Consider the following 16,097-nt stretch of genomic DNA (forward strand, 5'->3'; position numbering starts at 1 on the left):
CCTTGGCACGCCGCGGGTATCCTTCTGCCACGGGTCGAATCGGGGACGACTCGGTCACCATCACCTGCCGAATCGAGGAGTTCCTTCCGTGCGTCGTCCGTCCGCATTCCGCCGTGGCGCAGCAGTTCTCACGCTCGGCATCGCTGTCGCACTGTCCGGCGCCCCGGCCGCACATGCCATCCCCGAGCCCGCGACCGCCTACGTCGAAGGCGTGGAGGAGATCTCGCCCCAGCACTGGAGGGTTCAGGTCTATTCCCCCGCCATGGACACGGTCGTACCGCTCGACGTTCTCCGGCCCGCGGACACGAGCGAATCCCGCCCCGTCGTCTACGCCCTCGGCGGCGCCGGTGTCGGCGTCATCCCCGGGACCGGCTGGATGGAGAGCAGCGACATCGAGGAGTTCTTCGCCGACAAGAACGTCAACGTCGTGGTGCCGGCCACCGGGAACTTCAGCTACTTCACCGACTGGGCCGCCGACGATCCCACCCTCGGCCGCAACCGGTGGCAGACCTTCCTGCTCGAGGAGCTCCCACCGGTCGTCGACGAACTGTTGGACGCCAACGGCATCCAGTCGATCATCGGGATGTCGATGAGTGCCGGGTCCGCATTGGACCTCGCGATCCACGGCGGCGACCTGTACTCGGGTGTCGCCTCCTTCAGCGGGTGCGTGCGCACCAGCGACCCCCTCGGGCAGCAGTACGTCAAGCTCGTCGTCGAGCTCCGCGGCAAGGGCGACGTGCTGAACATGTGGGGTCCGACGAGCGATCCGCGCTGGGCCGAGCACGACGTGTACCTCAACGCCGAGCGGCTGCGTGGCAAGGCGCTGTACCTCACGAGCCGCAACGGTCTCCCCGGGCCCTACGACGTTCCGGGGCAGGAACGGGTGGCGGGCGAGTCGTTCGCGACCCAGATCGTCGCGGGCGGTGCGATCGAGGCGGCCACGCTCCAGTGCACCCAGCAGCTGGCGGAGCGGCTCGACTCCCTGGACATCCCGTTCACCGCAGAGCTGGGTGCCCCCGGTACGCACTCCTGGGGTTACTGGGAGGACGATCTGCGCAATGCGTGGCCGATCCTCGCCGAGTCGATGGACATCGACGAGTGACAGATCGGATCTAGTTCGCTTCCAACAGGATTCGCGCAACAACGGCGCGGTGGTCCGATCCGGGCAGGTCGACCGTGTCCACCTCGAGAGCGGTGCGGTCGGCGACCAGGACGTGATCGATGGCGACGACGGGTGGGATGCCACGGTCGGTCGGATAGGTCGGCGGGGCGCCGACGGCGGGCGCGCACCCTCGGGTCCTCACCGCGGCGGATCGGTCTCCGCCATCGCGGCGAGACGGTGCGCGAGACGTGCGGCGGACTCGCGCAGTTCGGGTGGGTCCAGCAGCACCGATTCGAAACCCATTCGCGCGACGTGCATCACGACCCAGTCGGGATCCTGGGCGCCGACGACGAGGACGCACCAGCCGTCGACGTCGTCCTCGACCCGTCCGATCTGCGGCGGCACCAGGTCGCGGACCTGCTCGGCGGAGGCGCGCAGCCGGATGCGGGCGACGTACCGGTAGGGCGCCTCGGTCACGGCCCGCCGGACGTAGGCCACCGGGTCGGGGTGCGCGCGGGGCCGGAAACGCCGTGTGGTGGAGGCGAGTTCGCGGATCCGGTCGAGCCGGAAGGTCCGCCAGTCGTCGCGGTCGACGTCCCAGGCCATGAGGTACCAGCGTTGCCCGGCGGCGACCATGCGGACCGGTTCCACCGTGCGTTCGCGGTCGGGCTCGTCCCGCGTGGCGTACCGGAACCGCATGCGCGTCGCGTCGCGGCAGCCGCGCGCCAGGGCGGTCAGCACCTCGGCGTCGATCTCGGTCTCCGGCCCGCCGAGGGTCTCCGTGGCCCCGTACACCGCGCACCTCGGCGCGCAGACGTGGGGACATGACCTGGTCCAGCTTGGCCAGCGCCCGCAGTGCGGCCTCGGCGGCGCCGGTGATCGCACTGCCCGAAGCCAGTCGCAGTGCGACGGCCGTCGCGACGACCTCCTCGTCGTCGAGGAGCAACGGGGGAAGCCGGGTGCCCGCGCCGAGCTGGTATCCGCCGCCGACACCGGCGGTCGCGCGCACGGGATAGCCGAGCGCCCGCAGCCGTTCGATGTCGCGCCGGACGGATCGGTCGGTGACGCCGAGTTCTTCGGCCAGGTCGGTGGCGGTCCAGGAGGGCCGGCTCTGCAGCAGTGCCAGCAGCCGCAGGACCCGTTCGGTCGTCGTCTCGACGGTCACGCGGTCATCGTCGCACGGATCACGGACCGAATCTGTCCGCAATATGGCGCACCCTGAGGTCATGACCGCACTCGACTGGAACGAACTGCTCCGCAACCAGCTCACCTACCCGGTGCGCCGCCGACTGCACGGACTCACCGACGACGAGTACTTCTGGGAACCCGCGCCCGGCTGCTGGAGCGTGCGCCCCCGGGGTACGGGCACCGCACCGGTACAGGCCGGAGCCGGGGGAATGACCATCGATTTCGCGTTCCCCCGAACCCGATCCGCCGCCGTTCACCACGATCGCCTGGCGGCTCGGCCACGTGATCGTCGGAGTACTGGCGATGCGCAACGCGAGCCACTTCGGACGACCCCCGACCGACTACACCTCGTTCGAATACGCGGCGACCGCCGACGAGGCCCTGGCCCAGCTCGACACCGAGCTGGCGATCTGGACCGAGGGGGTGGCCTCCCTGGGCGAGGCAGGCCTCGCCCGCCCGTGCGGAGAGGCCGAGGGACCCTACGCGCAGTACCCGATGGCGGCGCTCGTGCTGCACATTCACCGCGAGCTGATCCATCATCTGTCGGAGGTCTGCCTCCTGCGGGACCTCCACCTGCATTCGCACGCCCGGATCACCCAGGAGACGAACTGACATGGCCCGCGACGTCCAGATCACCTTCGACTGCGCCGACCCCGCCGCCCTGGCGGCCTTCTGGGCCGAGGCACTCGGCTACCGGGTGCAAGGTCCGCCACCGGGATTCACGTCCTGGGACGAAGCACTCGACGCGATGGGGGTGCCGGCCGAGCGCCGGAACGACGCGTCGGCGGTCGTCGATCCCGAGGGCACCGGCCCGCGCCTGTTCTTCCAGCGGGTTCCCGAGGGCAAGCAGGCGAAGAACCGGGTGCACCTCGACGTGCGGGCCGCCCCCGGCCTCGACGGTGCGGACCGGATGGCGGCGCTGGAGGCCGAGGCCGATCGCCTGGTCGCGCTCGGGGCCCGTCGCGTGGAGCGGCACGAACCCGCTCCCCCGCTCGGCGCCGGTCACATCGTGATGACCGATCCGGAGGGCAACGAATTCTGTCTGGACTGAACCGGATTCGTCGGGGCCGAATCGTCGGGCCCGTGCCGTCGGGACCGGGTCGTCAGACCTGCACGTCGGCGGGCGGTTCCGACACCCACTGCACGAGCTGCCAGACGAGCCCGTTGGGATCGGCGAACTGGCAGTACCGCTCGCCCCACGGTTCGGTCTCGGGTTCGGTGAGCACCGCCGCGCCGGCCGCCGCAATGCGCGCGAACTCGGCGTCGAGGTCGTCGACCTCGAACACGATGAGCATCCCCTGCCCTGCGGAACCGGCGATCGACGCCGGCTTGAAGGTGCCGAGCCCGGTGCGCAGGAAGACGAGATGGAACCCGGCGTCGGGATGGGCGAGGGAGACGAATCCGTCCGCCGCCATCGCCTCCTCGAACCCGAAGTGACGGCGGGCGAAGTCGGCGGAGGCCGCCGTGTCGGGGACGTTCAGGGACAGTGCGGTCGCGGAAATCTTCACGGGGCGCCTCCGGGGGTAAACTTCGTACGTTGTACAGTGTAAGCGGGGAGGTCGGGATGCGCGAAGGTTTTCTCCATGGCTCGTGAACTGATCGATCTGCTGTGGCGCGACCACCCCGACGCCCCCCGGGGCGGCAGCCGTGGCCCCCGCGCGAAGGTGACCACCTCCCGGGCCGTCGACACTGCCGTCGGCATCGCCGACGCCGAGGGCCTCGACGCGGTGACGATCCGCCGGCTCGCCGCCGACCTGGGGGTGTCCGCGATGGCGCTGTACACCCACGTCGGCTCCCGTGACGATCTGCTCGTCCTCATGGTCGACCGGGTGCACGCCCGGCAGCCACGCCCGCCCTACCCGTCGTCGTCCTGGCGGGAGCGGGTGCGGCAGGTCGCCGAGACCGAGCTCGCCCACTACGCGGCGCACGCGTGGCTCCTCGACGTCGACGACCAGCGCACCGCCCTCGGCCCCGGCACCATCGCGAAGTACGACCACGAACTCCACGCCTTCGACGGCACCGGCCTGACCGACGTGCAGCGCGACGCGGCCCTGACCTTCGTCGCCGATTTCGTCCGGGCCGCCGCACGGGCCCGGCGCCCGGATCCGCACGCCGCCGATATGGCCGAGACGTGGGCGCGCTGGAACGAGAGACTGGCCCACTATCTCGGCGACGCGCATCCGCTCGCGCAGCGGGTCGGCGGCGCGGCGGGTGAGGCGATGAACGCCACCTACAGTCCCGACCACGCCTGGACGTTCGGGCTGCAGCGGGTCCTCGACGGTCTCGACGCGCTCGTCGCGGCTTCGGTGGACTGAGCCCCGCTATGCGGGGTCGGATCCACCGAACTCCTCGAGCCGCCGGATGAGGGTGGCCGCGTCGAAGGGCCCGGTGTGCCGGAGCAGGTCCGATCCGGTGGCACCGAGATAGAAGGTCGGGGTGCCGGAGACGTCGCCGGTCTCGGCGTCGAGTTCGTCGTCCTCGACCCGGTGCCGGTACCGCCCCACCCGCAGGTCCTCGTCGAACCGGTCCATGTCGAGCCCGAGGCGTTCGGCGTGCTCGTAGATCTCGTCGCGGGACAGGGCGTCGCTGTGCGCGAACAGATGGTCGTGCATCTCCCAGAACCGGCCCTGCGCAGCGGCCGCCTCCGAGGCCTCGGCCGCGACGCGCGCGTGCGGGTGTTCATGGTCGAGCGGCAGGTGGCGGAAGACGTAGCGCAGGTCGTCGCCGAAGTGGTCGTGCACGTCGCGGATGCTGCCGGTGGCCCGGCTGCAGAAGGGACACTCGAAGTCGCCGTACTCGACGAGGGTGAGCGGCGCGTCGTGCCGCCCGCGCACGTGGTCGCGGTCCGGGTCCACCGGGCGCAGCAACACGAGCCCGGCCGGCCCCTCGGGCGGGTGGCGGCGGTCGGCCAGCCGGAACAGCGCCCAGCCCAGCGCGGTGGCCAGCACCGCGGCGGCGAGCACACCGATGCGGGCGTCGTCGGCGGCGTCGGGTGACTCGATCGCCAGGTCCACGATGAACAGCGAGATCGTGAACCCGATACCGGCGAGCGCCGCGCCCCCACCGATCTGCGAGAGCGTCAATCCCGGCGGCAGACTTCCCGGACGCAGCCTGGCGAAGATCGCGGTGGCCGCCGTGATCCCGACCAGTTTGCCGACCACCAACCCGACGACGACGCCCCAGGTGATCGGCGACCGCACCGCGGCGGCGAGGGTCGCGGCGGTGATTTCCACCCCGGCGTTGGCCAGCGCGAAGATCGGCACCACGAGGAAGGCCGTGTAGGGGCGGTAGAGACGCAGCAGCCGCTCGTTGACGGACACCGCGCGCAGCACCCCGAGCTGAGCGGCCCGCGCGTAGTCGGAGTTGGGCGACTGCCGGAACGCGCGGGTGAGCTCGTGCGCGCGTTCCACCTCGGTGCGACGCGGCGGGTAGACGGGAAGGATCAGTGCGATCAGCACCCCGGCGAGGGTGGGGTGGACGCCCGACTCGTAGAACGCCACCCAGGTCGCGGCCGCGACGACGAAGTAGACGACACCCCGCCACACCTCGAGTCGGCGGAACTGGAGGATCAGCAGCAGGCCGAGCGCGGCGGGGATCAGGAAGACCGGCCGCAGGTGGTCGGTGTAGACGAAGGCGATGATGCCGAGCGCACCGATGTCGTCGGCCACGGCGAGGGTCAGGACGAACACCCGGAGCCGCGCCGGGCAGCGGGGGCCGACCAGGGCGAGCGCGCCGAGCACGAATGCGGTGTCGGTGGAGACCACCACTCCCCATGCACCCGCTTCCTCGCCACCGGGGTTGAACAGCAGGAAGAGCAGGGCGGGCAGCACCAGGCCGGCGACGGCCGCCACCAGCGGAACCGCGGCGCGGGTGCGGTCGGTGAGTTCCCCGAGGGTGAGTTCACGTTTGACCTCGAGGCCGACGACGAAGAAGAACAGGGTCATCAGCGCGTCGTTGACCCAGTGCTGCAGGTCGAGGTCGATGCCGTAGTCGCCGATGCGGATGCTCACCGGCGTGTGCCAGAACGCCTCGTAGGAGCCGCCGAGGTTGGCCCAGATCAGTGCCGTGAGGGTGGCGGCGAGCACGACCTCTGCGGCGAGGGTGTCGTCGTCGGTACCGCCGCGGACCCCGGCGAGGAGATCGCCCACGCGGCGCAGCTTCGTCGGATTCTCGTCGACCGTCATGGGTCCCCTCGTTCCGCTGTCCGTCCCCCGACGCCGGTGGGTGCGCCGACGACTGCTCACAACGCCGCGCCCGTCGTCGATTATTTCCGGCGGCCGATGTTCCCGGCAGGCCATTGCGTTCCCGTCCCGTTCTGCGGGCCGCCGCGCAAGGGTGAAAAATGAGGGCGAATTAATGGGGGCGGCATCCTCGTGAAATTGAGAATTCGGCACGCGAAGGCAGGTCAGATGAGCCTTCTCCGTGGGGATCTCGTGGAGATCGCAGCGTTTTCACCACCCGTCTGCCACCTTCGTGGATAATGCCGAATCGGCCGATGCGGGACCACCCTGTCAAAGGCCTGCGTAATGACAATTTGCGGTATAACCAAAATCCATGACGACTACCATCCTGCACAATGCCCGGTTGATCGACGGCACGGGCGCGGATCCGGTTGCGGACGCGGTCGTGGTGATCGAGGACGACAAGATCACCTACGCGGGAGCGGCCGACGGCGCGCCACAGATCGACGACGCGACGAAGCCGGTGAGGGTGGACGTCGGCGGCAACACGATCTGCCCGGGATTCTTCGACTGCCACGTGCACCTGTCACTGCCGGGCACCAAGGGCTCCCCCATCATGGCAGCGATGGTTCCGCCGTCCTACCGCTACTTCGAACTCATCGATCGGCTGAAGACCACCATCGGCGCCGGCGTCACCACGGTGCGCGACCTCATGGGCGTCGACGTCGGTGTCCGCGACGCCGTCGCGCACGGTCTGGTTTCCGGTCCGCGTCTGCTGGTCGCCGACAAGATGTTCAGCCAGACCGGCGGCCACGCCGATTTCCACATCCCCTCGGGCCTCGACGGCACCGGGCTCGTCGGTGGCCTGATCGTCGACACCGTCGACGAGGCACGCCGCGAGGTGCGTGCGCTGCTGCGCAACGGCATCGACGTCGTCAAGGTGGCCTCGAGCGGTGGTGTCACCTCCCCCAGCGACGACCCGGACTGGCTGGGTGCGCGCACCGAGATCGTCGCCGCGCTGGTCGAGGAGGCCGAGAACTACGGCGGGCGTAAGGTCGCCGCGCACGCGATCGGCTTCGCGGGCATCCGGGCCGCCGTCCAGGGCGGCGCCCACTCCATCGAGCACGGTTACGCCCTCACCGACGAGCTGCGCGCCGAGATGGTCGACCGGGGCCAGTTCCTCGTCCCCACCCTCATCGAGACCCTCAAGCCCGACACCGCGACCCCTCAGGCGGTCGCCAAGAGCACCAAGTGGCACGCCCTGGCGCACGAGTCCATCGCCGCCTCCGTCGAGGCGGGCATCAAGGTCGCCGTCGGCACCGACGCCGGTCTCGTCCCCGATCACGGCGCGACCCTCGAGGAACTCGGCTGCCTGGTGAAGTTCGGCGGCATGACCCCGATGCAGGCCATCGTCGCCGGCACCCGCACCTCCGCCGAACTGTGCGGTGTGGAGGACAAGCTCGGCACCCTCGAGGCCGGCAAACTCGCCGACGTCGTCGTGGTCAAGGGCGATCCGCTGGCGAACATCGAGTCGCTGGCCAACCACGACAACATCCTCCTCGTACTCAAGGAGGGCAAGGCCGCCAGCAACCGCGGCGGATACGCCGTCTGACCCGGCACTCGAAGGCTCCGGGCCGCGCAGCCACCCGCTGCGCGACCCGGAGCCTTCTGCTGTCGCACGGAAACCGATTTCGGTGGATCGAGCCCTGCTTTCCGGGGTCGGATCCACCGTAATCGGATGAAGGTGGGGCGGGCGGGGCTCGAACCCGCGACCAGCGGATTATGAGTCCGCGGCTCTAACCGACTGAGCTACCGCCCCGTCGCGACCACTCGTCGCATCGCCGCCCTCATCGGGCGGCGCGTTGGAATGCTACCCGGATACGACGGGCCGCACTCCCCAGGGTGCGACTTCGACGTGATCACACCGCTCTCGCGGGGCCGGATCTCCTACCCCACATACAAGGAATCCTCCCACCCGGATCGGGTGGGAGGATTCTGTCCGCTCCCCCGGCTGGACTCGAACCAGCAACCGTTCGATTAACAGTCGAATGCTCTGCCAATTGAGCTACAGGGGATCGTCCTGCGGTGCTCCGCGGTTTCCCTCGGTGCGTGAAAAACCATAGCGTCCCACCCGCCTCAGCACCAAATCGCCTGCATATGGGCATGATGACTACAGTTCGGGCAGGATGGAGCACACGCGCAAGCACAGGGTGGAAGGACAACACATTGATGCGTTTGTTGATCGGCGTCGCCGCGGGGTACGTACTCGGCACCCGGGCGGGCCGGGCCCGCTACGAACAGATCAGCAAGACCGCCCGGGCGGTGGCGGCGAGCCCCGTCACGAAGAAGGCGATCGAGGTGGGGCGGCAGAAGCTCGCCGACAGTCTGAGTCCGCAGCCGAAGCTCGAACCGATGAAGCCGATCGACGAGACCACCACGATCATGGTCCCGCACGATCAGCTCAAGCGCTGACGCGCGACGAGGGGCTCTAGCCGGCCAAGCCGTCGCCGATGGCCTGATCGAGCAGGCTCCGGCGGTACTGCTCGAGCGCCATGAGGTCGCCGAGGAGGGCGTGGAACTCCTCCGACTCGGTCGCCGGGGAGATGCGCTGGAGTTTGGACTTCAGTTCGGCGACCTGCTCCCCGACCCACACCTCCTGCAGCCGGGCCAGCACGCCCCCGACGTAGCGGGGCAGGCGGTCCTCCTCGGCGGGGATGGGTTCGACGGCGAGTTCCATCACGAGGGAGTGCGCGACCGGGTCGGTGGCGGCGCGTCCGACGGCGTCGACCCATTCGGCGCCCCCGAGTCCGACCGCGGTGCCGCCGGCGTCGGCGACGGCCTTGCGAACGGCGGCGTAGGCCGGGTCGGTGAACGTCTCCTCCGGCAGGGAGTCGAACACGGTGCCCGCGATACCGGGGTACTGCAGTACGGCCTTCAGAGCGTCCCTCTGGGGCCACAGCGCCGGATCGTTGGGCCGGGGCCGCCGCAGCGCCGACGCGGTCTCGCGGGCCGCCGGACGAGCCTTCGCCTCGGGGGCGCGGGTGCCGCGGCGGGCCTCCTCCTGGACGCGTCGCCGCACGGCGGGGATGTCGTCCCAACCGGTCCAGTGCGCGAGCTGCACGGCGTAGTTGTCGCGGATCGTGCGGTCCTTGATGCGCGCCACCACCGGCACACACCGTCGCAGTGCCTCGACCCGCCCCTCGACGGTGTCGAGATCATGCTCGGCGAGAATCGATTTCACGACGAACTCGAACATCGGGGTGCGCCGCGCGACGAGATCGCGCACGGCTCCGTCACCGGAGGCCTGACGCAACTCGCACGGGTCCATGCCCTTCGGTGCGATCGCGACGTAGGTCTTCGCAGCGGTCTTCTGATCCCCCTCGAAGGCCTTCATCGCTGCGGCGCGACCGGCCTCGTCACCGTCGAAGGTGTAGATGACCTCGCCACGGAAGAAGCTGTCGTCCATGAGAAGTCGGCGCAGCAACGCAAGATGTTCGTCACCGAATGCCGTACCACACGCTGCCACAGCGGTTTTCACTCCCGCCAGATGCATGGCCATGACGTCGGTGTACCCCTCGACGATCACCGCCTGGTGCGACCGGGCGATCTCCCGCTTGGCGAGGTCGAGCCCGAACAGCACCTGAGATTTCTTGTACAACACCGTTTCCGGTGTGTTCATGTACTTCGCGGTGATCTGGTCGTCGTCGTAGAGCCGGCGGGCACCGAAGCCGATGACGTCGCCCGCGAGGTTGCGGATCGGCCACAGCAACCGGCGGTGGAAGCGGTCGATCGGTCCGCGCCGCCCCTGCCGCGACAGTCCGGCCGCCTCGAGTTCCGAGAACTCGAAGCCCCGGCCCAGCAGATGCTTGGTGAGCGCGTCCCAGCCGGCGGGCGCGTAGCCGCAGCCGAACATCTCGGCGGCGGCGGTGTCGAAGTTGCGTTCGGTGAGATAGTCGCGGGCGGCCTGCGCGTCGGGGGTGCGCAACTGCTCGGCGTAGAACTCCTGCGCCGCGGCGTTCGCGGCGACCAGCCGGGCGCGGGTGCCGCGGTCACGCTGGACGGACGGTCCCCCGCCCTCGTAGTTCAGGGTGTAGCCGACCCGCTCGGCGAGCTGCTCGACCGCCTCGACGAAGCTGATGTGTTCGATCTTCTGCAGGAACGAGTAGACGTCGCCGCCCTCGCCGCAACCGAAGCAGTGGAAGTGACCATGATTGGGCCGCACGTGGAAAGAGGGTGACTTCTCGTCGTGGAAGGGGCACAGCCCCTTGAGCGAATCGGCGCCGCCCCGCTTGAGGGCGACGTACTCGCCGACGATGTCCTCGATGCGCACGCGGTCGCGAACGGCCGCGATGTCCCTGTCTGAAATACGGCCCGCCACGCTGCGAGTCTAAGCCGCCGCGCCGACCTACCCCCAGCTGGCCTGCGCAGCGAGACTGTCGCGGTCGATGCGTTCGAGCCGGGACTCGGTGCACGACGCGATCTGGTCCACCACGACCCGCACCTTCGCGGCGTCGTCCGGCGCCGCCTTCCACGCGGCGGCGAAGATCGGGTCGAGTCCCACCGGCGCGGTGCGCAGCAGCCACTCGGCGACGCGGTGGATGCGTTCGCGCTGCGCCTCCTGCCGCGCGCGGTGCGCCTGGTTCGACATGACGAACTGCAGCGCCATCGTCTTGAGCAGCGCGACCTCCGAGGCCACCACCGCGGGCACCACCAGATCGGCGTCGTAGCGGGTGACGGACCGCCCCTCGGTGGCCTCCCGGGTGCCGAGGATCGCCGCGGTCGCGAACCGGCCGACCAGCTCGCTGGTGAGCCGCTTGAGCGCCACGGAACTGGCGAGGGTGCCGTCGTAGGTTCCGACGTCGAGGACCACCGGCATGGACGACAACCGGTCGGCCGCCTCGACGAGCTCGTCCGGGACGAGTCCGGAGAACTCGCGCATGCCGAGTTCGATGAGCGCGGCGACGGCGTCGGGGTCCTTCAGTACCCGCAGGTCGATGCGGCCGTCGATGACCCCGTCCTCGAGGTCGTGCACGGAGTACGCGACGTCGTCGGACCAGTCCATGATCTGCGCCTCGAGGCACTTGCGCCGCTCGGGTGCACCCTCGCGGACCCAGTTCAACACGTCGACGTCGTCGTCGTAGGCCCCGAATTTCGCGCCCGGCGACGGGCGGGTCCAGGGGTACTTCAGGGTCGCGTCGAGGGAGGCGCGGGTGAGGTTCAGGCCCGCGCTCGATCCGTCCGGATACAGGACCTTCGGTTCGAGGCAGGACAGGATGCGCAGGTTCTGCGCGTTGCCCTCGAAACCACCGCAGGCGGCCGCGACCGCGTCGAGCGCCCGCTCACCGTTGTGGCCGTAGGGCGGGTGCCCGATGTCGTGGGCCAACCCGGCGAGTTCGACGAGGTCCGGGTCGGCGCCGAGACCCTCGGCGATGCTGCGGCCGATCTGCGCGACCTCCATCGAGTGCGTCAGCCGGGTGCGAGGCGTGTCGCCGTCGCGGGGCCCGACCACCTGGGTCTTGTCGGCCAGCCGGCGCAGCGCGGCGCAGTGCTGCACGCGCGCACGGTCGCGCGCGAAGGCGGTGCGTTCGGAGGCCGCCACCTCCGCCCCGGCGAGCGCCGAGCGCTTGCGCGGCTCGGCGACCCGGCGTTCGAGATCGTGTTCGCTGTAACCCTGCATCCCACTGCCCTCCGTCACCGAAGACCCTACGTTCCCGTCACCGCCCCGTCGCGTCACTGCCCTGTCGCGTCACTGCCCTGTCGCGTCACTGCTCGGCGGTGTACGGGAAGTCCGCGGAGAAGTGGGTGAGCTGGTACCAGATCAACGCCCCCGTCTCGCGGGCGATCCCGTGCACCTGCGACTCGCGGGTGAACACCGCCGGTCCCTGACGGGTGGGGGCGGTCCACGCGTCGAGCCCGGCGTCGCGCGCCATGGTGCGGGTGCGCAGCGAGTGCCAGGGGTCGCTGACGAGCACCACCGACGACAGGCCCATCTCCCCCATCTCCCGGCTGACGGCCTCGACGCTGAGCAGGGTGTCCGAGCCCTCTTCGACCGCGACGATCGCGTCCTCGGGCACCCCACGGGAGACGAGATAGTTCTTGCCCGCGGCGGCCTCGGTGTACAGGTCGCCCTCCTGTTTGCCGCCCACCGTCACGATGCGGGGCGAGACGCCCGCCTCGTAGAGCTTGCGGGCCTGCTCGAGCCGCGCCTCGAACACCGACGACGGGGTGCCGGAGTACTGGGCGGCTCCGAGCACGACGATGGCGTCGGCGGGGGTGCGGTCGTCGATCCGCGCGACCTGCCACACCCGCAGGGCCGTGCCGGCGACGAGCAGGAGCGCGGCGAGCAGGGCACCGACGATCAGTCGCCGGACCCAGCGCGCGGCGCGGGCGCCGAAGCCGAGTTCGTCCCCGGTGGGTGTCGATGCGGTACTCACTCCCCGATTCTGCCAGTGTCCGCGACGGGCCCGTCCGGATGACGCGCCGATCACACTCGGGGCGGGCACGCACTAGATTCGGTCCCATGCCACACGTACCGGCCGCATCCTCTCGACGCGCTACGCGTTCCGTGCTCGCATTCGTCCCCGCCCTGCTGGCAGTGCTCGCGTGGTGGGCGCTCCCCGCGGTGGCCTCGGCCGAGCCGCCCTCACGGCTGCCGCAGCCGATCACCGACACCGCCGGGGTGCTCGACGCCGCGGACCGCGCGCGGATCCAGGAGGCCACGGACGCGCTGTACGACGAACACGGTCTGCAGCTGTGGGTGGCGTACGTGTCCAGCTTCGACGGCCGCGACTACGACAGCTGGGCGCAGGCCACGGCGAAGGCCAGCAACTTCGGTTCGGACACCGCGCTGCTGGCGGTGGCGACCGGCGACCGGGAGTTCGCGCTGTGGACGCCCGACGGGTCGAAGATCTCCGAGCGCGAGCGCGACCGGATCAGCACGTCCGACATCGTGCCCGCGCTGCGGAAGGACGACTGGGCCGGCGCCGCGGTGGGTGCGGCGGACGGCCTGGGTGACGCGCTGTCGTCGTCGGGTGGGTCGGCGACGACGCTGCTCGTCGGGGGCGGTGTGATCGCGGCCGGCGGCGCCGGTGTCTACGCCTACAGCCGGCGGTCGAAGCGCAAGCGGGCCGAGGCCGGCGCGGCGCAGGCCGCGCAGATCGACCCGTCCGACACCACCGCGCTGCGGGCCCTGCCCGTCGAGGGACTCGACCAGTACGCGCAGACCCTGCTGGTGGAGACCGACAACGCGGTCCGGTCCAGCGCCGAGGCGCTCGACCTCGCCCGCGGGGAGTTCGGGGACGCGGCGGTGGAACCGTTCGACCGCGCCTACCGGCAGGCGCAGGCCGCGCTGGCGCACGCCTTCGAGATCCGGCAGCGGCTCGACGACGACATCCCCGAGACCCCGGAGCAGCAGCGCGACATGCTCGTGCAGCTGGTCTCGTCGTGCGGGCAGGCGCACCGCGAGCTCGACGCGCAGATCGAGGCGTTCGACAAGATGCGCAATCTGCTGCTCGACGCGCCCGCCCGGCTGGATGCACTGACCCAGCGGGTGATCACCCTGCAGGCGCGTCTGCCGCAGGCCGAGCAGACCCTCGCGCAGCTGCACACCGAGTTCCCCGCCGAGGCGCTGGCGCCGGTGGCCGACAACGTCACGCTCGCGAAGGAGGAGATCGCCTTCGCGGAGAACGCGATCGATCAGGGCCGCACCGCTGCCGCCCGGCCGGTGGGACAGCAGGGCGACGCCGTCCGGGCCATCCGCGACGCCGAGCGCGCCCTCGGACACGCCACGACGCTGCTCGACGCCCTCGACCACGCCCAGCAGGACATCCGCCGGGCCATCGCGACGCTGCCCGCAGCGATGGAGGACGCCCAGCAGGGCGTCGTCGACGCCCGGCAGTTGCTCGGGGCGGGCGGTCCCGAGCTCGCCGAGGCGCTGCACGCGGTGGAGGAGGCGCTCGCCCAGGCCCGCGCCGGGCAGCACAGCGACCCGCTGGGCAGCTTCACCCGGGTGGTCGAGGCCGACGCCCGGCTCGACGAGCTGCGCGCGCGGACGCGTCAGGCGCAGCAGGAGGCCGCCGAGCTGCAGCGCCGGCTCGAGCAGGATCTGACCGCGGCCCGCTCGCAGGTCACCGCGGCGGCCGACTTCATCGGCACCCGCCGCGGGGTGGTGGGCGCGCAGGCCCGCACCCGCCTGTCGGAGGCCGAGCGCTACCTGCAGACCGCCCAGCAGACCGCGCAGACCGATCCCGCGGCCGCGATCCAGCACGCCCGGCAGGCGGCGTCGCTCGCCTCACAGGCGTTGCGGTCGGCGCAGAGCGACGTGCAGCGGTGGGATCGTCAGCAACGGCCGCCGCGCGGTGGGTCGTCCGGCGGCAACGTCGCCGGCGCGGTTCTCGGCGGCATCATCATCAACAGCATCCTCAGCGGCGGGGGCGGTCACCGCGGCGGGGGCGGCGGATTCGGCGGTGGTGGATTCGGCGGCGGTGGATTCGGCGGCGGTGGATTCGGCGGCGGTGGTGGCGGATTCGGCGGGTCGAGCGGCGGACGGTTCTAGACCGATGCATCCGCTGGCAGCCCGCGCCCTGCGCACCGGTCTCGCCTCGGCGCGCCGGGTGTTCGACACCGCCGACCGGTCGGACGGAAAACCGTTCTCCGAACCCGACATCCTGCGGCCGCACGTCGACTCGCGGCGGTTCGGGTGGGTGCACTACGGGGTGATGATCCCGGATCTGCCCGAGCCGCACCGGTTCTTCTCGATGATGTCCCTCATCGGTGCCACCGGGTCGCTGGCCTTCGACAACGACGACGCGCTCGTCGCCCCGCCCCGCCGCAACGCCTCGGTGGTGGCGGGGACGGCGGCGTCGCATCCGGCGCACGTCGGGAACTACGCGATCGGAGACGATTTCGTCTCCTCCCCCGACGGGTCGCTGGTGCGGTTCGGCGACGACCTGACGCTCACCGGACGCTATCCGCACTACGAGTTGGTGGGCCGGCTCGGCGAGGTGGACGTCGCACTGACGCTCACCAACACCGGCACGGTGTCGTGGTTCTTCCGCAGCCCGGTCTACAAGCACTTCGGGTTGCTCACCGAATACGCGGGGACCTTCACCCACGGCAGGACGAGCGTCTCGGCCGAGGGACTGTGTTCGTTCGAGTACGGCGCGATGCCGAGTCCGTATCTGGCGCGGTCCACTCCCCTGCCGCCCGCGGCGAAGGCACCGCTCGACCAGTTCGTCTACCAGATCGTCGATCTCGATCCGGACACGCAGATCCTGTTGAGCCGCTACGGAATCGGCGGCGCTCCGTTCATGACGACGGCGATCCTGCGCACCCGCGAGGGAGCCGGACGGCGGTTCGCCGACGTCGATTTCGAGGTGCTGGAGGTGCGGCCCGATCCGGAGCCGACGCCCTACGGCGTCCCGATGCCGGTGCCGCAGCGTACCCGTTTCCTCGTGCGGGACGACAGCGGCCGGCCCTGGCTGGACCTCGAGGCGGACATGGACACGCCGTTCACCTACGGACTCGGTACCGGGTTCGTCACCGGCTTCGCGTTCTCGGCGACCTGGCGCGGCGAGACGATCTCCGGTCGCGGCTACTGCGAATACATCGACCGCCGCGGGGGATAG

13 protein-coding genes, 2 tRNA genes and 2 pseudogenes are annotated in these 16,097 nt (G+C 70.6%); 8 read left to right on the forward strand and 9 right to left on the reverse strand.

Annotated features, from left to right (window positions below):
- Nucleotides 1-88: 88 nt before the first annotated feature.
- Complete coding sequence (locus OED52_RS12665; protein WP_264151235.1) at nucleotides 89-1,102, forward strand: alpha/beta hydrolase; 1,014 nt, start codon at nucleotides 89-91, stop codon at nucleotides 1,100-1,102.
- A gap of 10 nt (nucleotides 1,103-1,112) precedes the next feature.
- Here the strand turns inward: OED52_RS12665 and OED52_RS12670 are convergent, their stop codons facing one another.
- Both OED52_RS12670 and OED52_RS12675 read right to left on the reverse strand, forming a co-directional pair.
- Nucleotides 1,113-1,304 carry a hypothetical protein gene (locus OED52_RS12670; RefSeq protein WP_264151236.1) on the reverse strand — a complete coding sequence of 64 codons (192 nt, stop codon included), beginning with the start codon at nucleotides 1,302-1,304 and terminating at the stop codon, nucleotides 1,113-1,115.
- Nucleotides 1,301-2,267 (reverse strand): annotated as a pseudogene (locus OED52_RS12675) (helix-turn-helix transcriptional regulator). The gene OED52_RS12670 and the pseudogene OED52_RS12675 overlap by 4 nt, the downstream one beginning before the upstream one ends.
- 61 nt (nucleotides 2,268-2,328) lie before the next feature.
- Here OED52_RS12675 and OED52_RS12680 point away from each other — a divergent pair.
- Nucleotides 2,329-2,902 (forward strand): annotated as a pseudogene (locus tag OED52_RS12680) (DinB family protein).
- Between the two features lies 1 nt (nucleotide 2,903).
- Nucleotides 2,904-3,341 carry a VOC family protein gene (locus OED52_RS12685; RefSeq protein WP_264151237.1) on the forward strand — a complete coding sequence of 146 codons (438 nt, stop codon included), beginning with the start codon at nucleotides 2,904-2,906 and terminating at the stop codon, nucleotides 3,339-3,341.
- Nucleotides 3,342-3,393: 52 nt separating this feature from the next.
- Here OED52_RS12685 and OED52_RS12690 read toward each other — a convergent pair whose 3' ends face one another.
- The gene (locus OED52_RS12690; RefSeq protein ID WP_264151238.1) at nucleotides 3,394-3,798 is read right to left on the reverse strand and encodes a VOC family protein; all 405 of its coding nucleotides are present in this window, start codon (nucleotides 3,796-3,798) and stop codon (nucleotides 3,394-3,396) included.
- A 75-nt stretch (nucleotides 3,799-3,873) separates the two neighbouring features.
- Here OED52_RS12690 and OED52_RS12695 point away from each other — a divergent pair, with 75 nt between their 5' ends.
- Nucleotides 3,874-4,605, forward strand: a complete 732-nt coding sequence (locus OED52_RS12695; protein WP_264151239.1) for a TetR/AcrR family transcriptional regulator — start codon at nucleotides 3,874-3,876, stop codon at nucleotides 4,603-4,605.
- Between the two features lie 6 nt (nucleotides 4,606-4,611).
- On the opposite strand, the gene nhaA is transcribed toward OED52_RS12695, so the two are convergent.
- Nucleotides 4,612-6,474, reverse strand: a complete 1,863-nt coding sequence (gene nhaA / locus OED52_RS12700) for a Na+/H+ antiporter NhaA (protein WP_264151240.1) — start codon at nucleotides 6,472-6,474, stop codon at nucleotides 4,612-4,614.
- 370 nt (nucleotides 6,475-6,844) lie between these two features.
- Here nhaA and OED52_RS12705 point away from each other — a divergent pair, with 370 nt between their 5' ends.
- Nucleotides 6,845-8,083 carry a metal-dependent hydrolase family protein gene (locus OED52_RS12705; RefSeq protein ID WP_264151241.1) on the forward strand — a complete coding sequence of 413 codons (1,239 nt, stop codon included), beginning with the start codon at nucleotides 6,845-6,847 and terminating at the stop codon, nucleotides 8,081-8,083.
- Between the two features lie 133 nt (nucleotides 8,084-8,216).
- Here the strand turns inward: OED52_RS12705 and OED52_RS12710 are convergent.
- A tRNA-Ile gene (locus OED52_RS12710) sits at nucleotides 8,217-8,290 on the reverse strand.
- A 183-nt stretch (nucleotides 8,291-8,473) separates the two neighbouring features.
- Nucleotides 8,474-8,546 (reverse strand) — tRNA-Asn (locus OED52_RS12715).
- Between the two features lie 151 nt (nucleotides 8,547-8,697).
- Between OED52_RS12715 and OED52_RS12720 the strand changes: the two genes are divergently transcribed.
- On the forward strand, nucleotides 8,698-8,943 hold the full coding sequence (locus OED52_RS12720; protein WP_264151242.1) for a hypothetical protein: 246 nt from the start codon (nucleotides 8,698-8,700) through the stop codon (nucleotides 8,941-8,943).
- 16 nt (nucleotides 8,944-8,959) lie between these two features.
- Here OED52_RS12720 and dnaG read toward each other — a convergent pair whose 3' ends face one another.
- The 3 genes from dnaG to OED52_RS12735 form a co-directional block, all read right to left on the reverse strand.
- Nucleotides 8,960-10,849 (reverse strand): DNA primase, encoded by a 1,890-nt coding sequence (dnaG, locus tag OED52_RS12725; protein WP_264151243.1) that lies wholly within the window; start codon nucleotides 10,847-10,849, stop codon nucleotides 8,960-8,962.
- A gap of 27 nt (nucleotides 10,850-10,876) precedes the next feature.
- Nucleotides 10,877-12,148 carry a deoxyguanosinetriphosphate triphosphohydrolase gene (locus tag OED52_RS12730; RefSeq protein ID WP_264154689.1) on the reverse strand — a complete coding sequence of 424 codons (1,272 nt, stop codon included), beginning with the start codon at nucleotides 12,146-12,148 and terminating at the stop codon, nucleotides 10,877-10,879.
- An 85-nt stretch (nucleotides 12,149-12,233) separates the two neighbouring features.
- Nucleotides 12,234-12,905 (reverse strand): YdcF family protein, encoded by a 672-nt coding sequence (locus tag OED52_RS12735; RefSeq protein WP_264151244.1) that lies wholly within the window; start codon nucleotides 12,903-12,905, stop codon nucleotides 12,234-12,236.
- An 86-nt stretch (nucleotides 12,906-12,991) separates the two neighbouring features.
- Between OED52_RS12735 and OED52_RS12740 the strand changes: the two genes are divergently transcribed.
- On the forward strand, nucleotides 12,992-15,025 hold the full coding sequence (locus OED52_RS12740; protein ID WP_413247657.1) for a TPM domain-containing protein: 2,034 nt from the start codon (nucleotides 12,992-12,994) through the stop codon (nucleotides 15,023-15,025).
- A gap of 4 nt (nucleotides 15,026-15,029) precedes the next feature.
- Nucleotides 15,030-16,097 (forward strand): DUF6670 family protein, encoded by a 1,068-nt coding sequence (locus tag OED52_RS12745; RefSeq protein ID WP_264151246.1) that lies wholly within the window; start codon nucleotides 15,030-15,032, stop codon nucleotides 16,095-16,097.

The sequence above is a fragment of the Rhodococcus sp. Z13 genome, assembly GCF_025837095.1.
Taxonomy (GTDB): Bacteria; Actinomycetota; Actinomycetes; order Mycobacteriales; family Mycobacteriaceae; genus Rhodococcus; species Rhodococcus sacchari.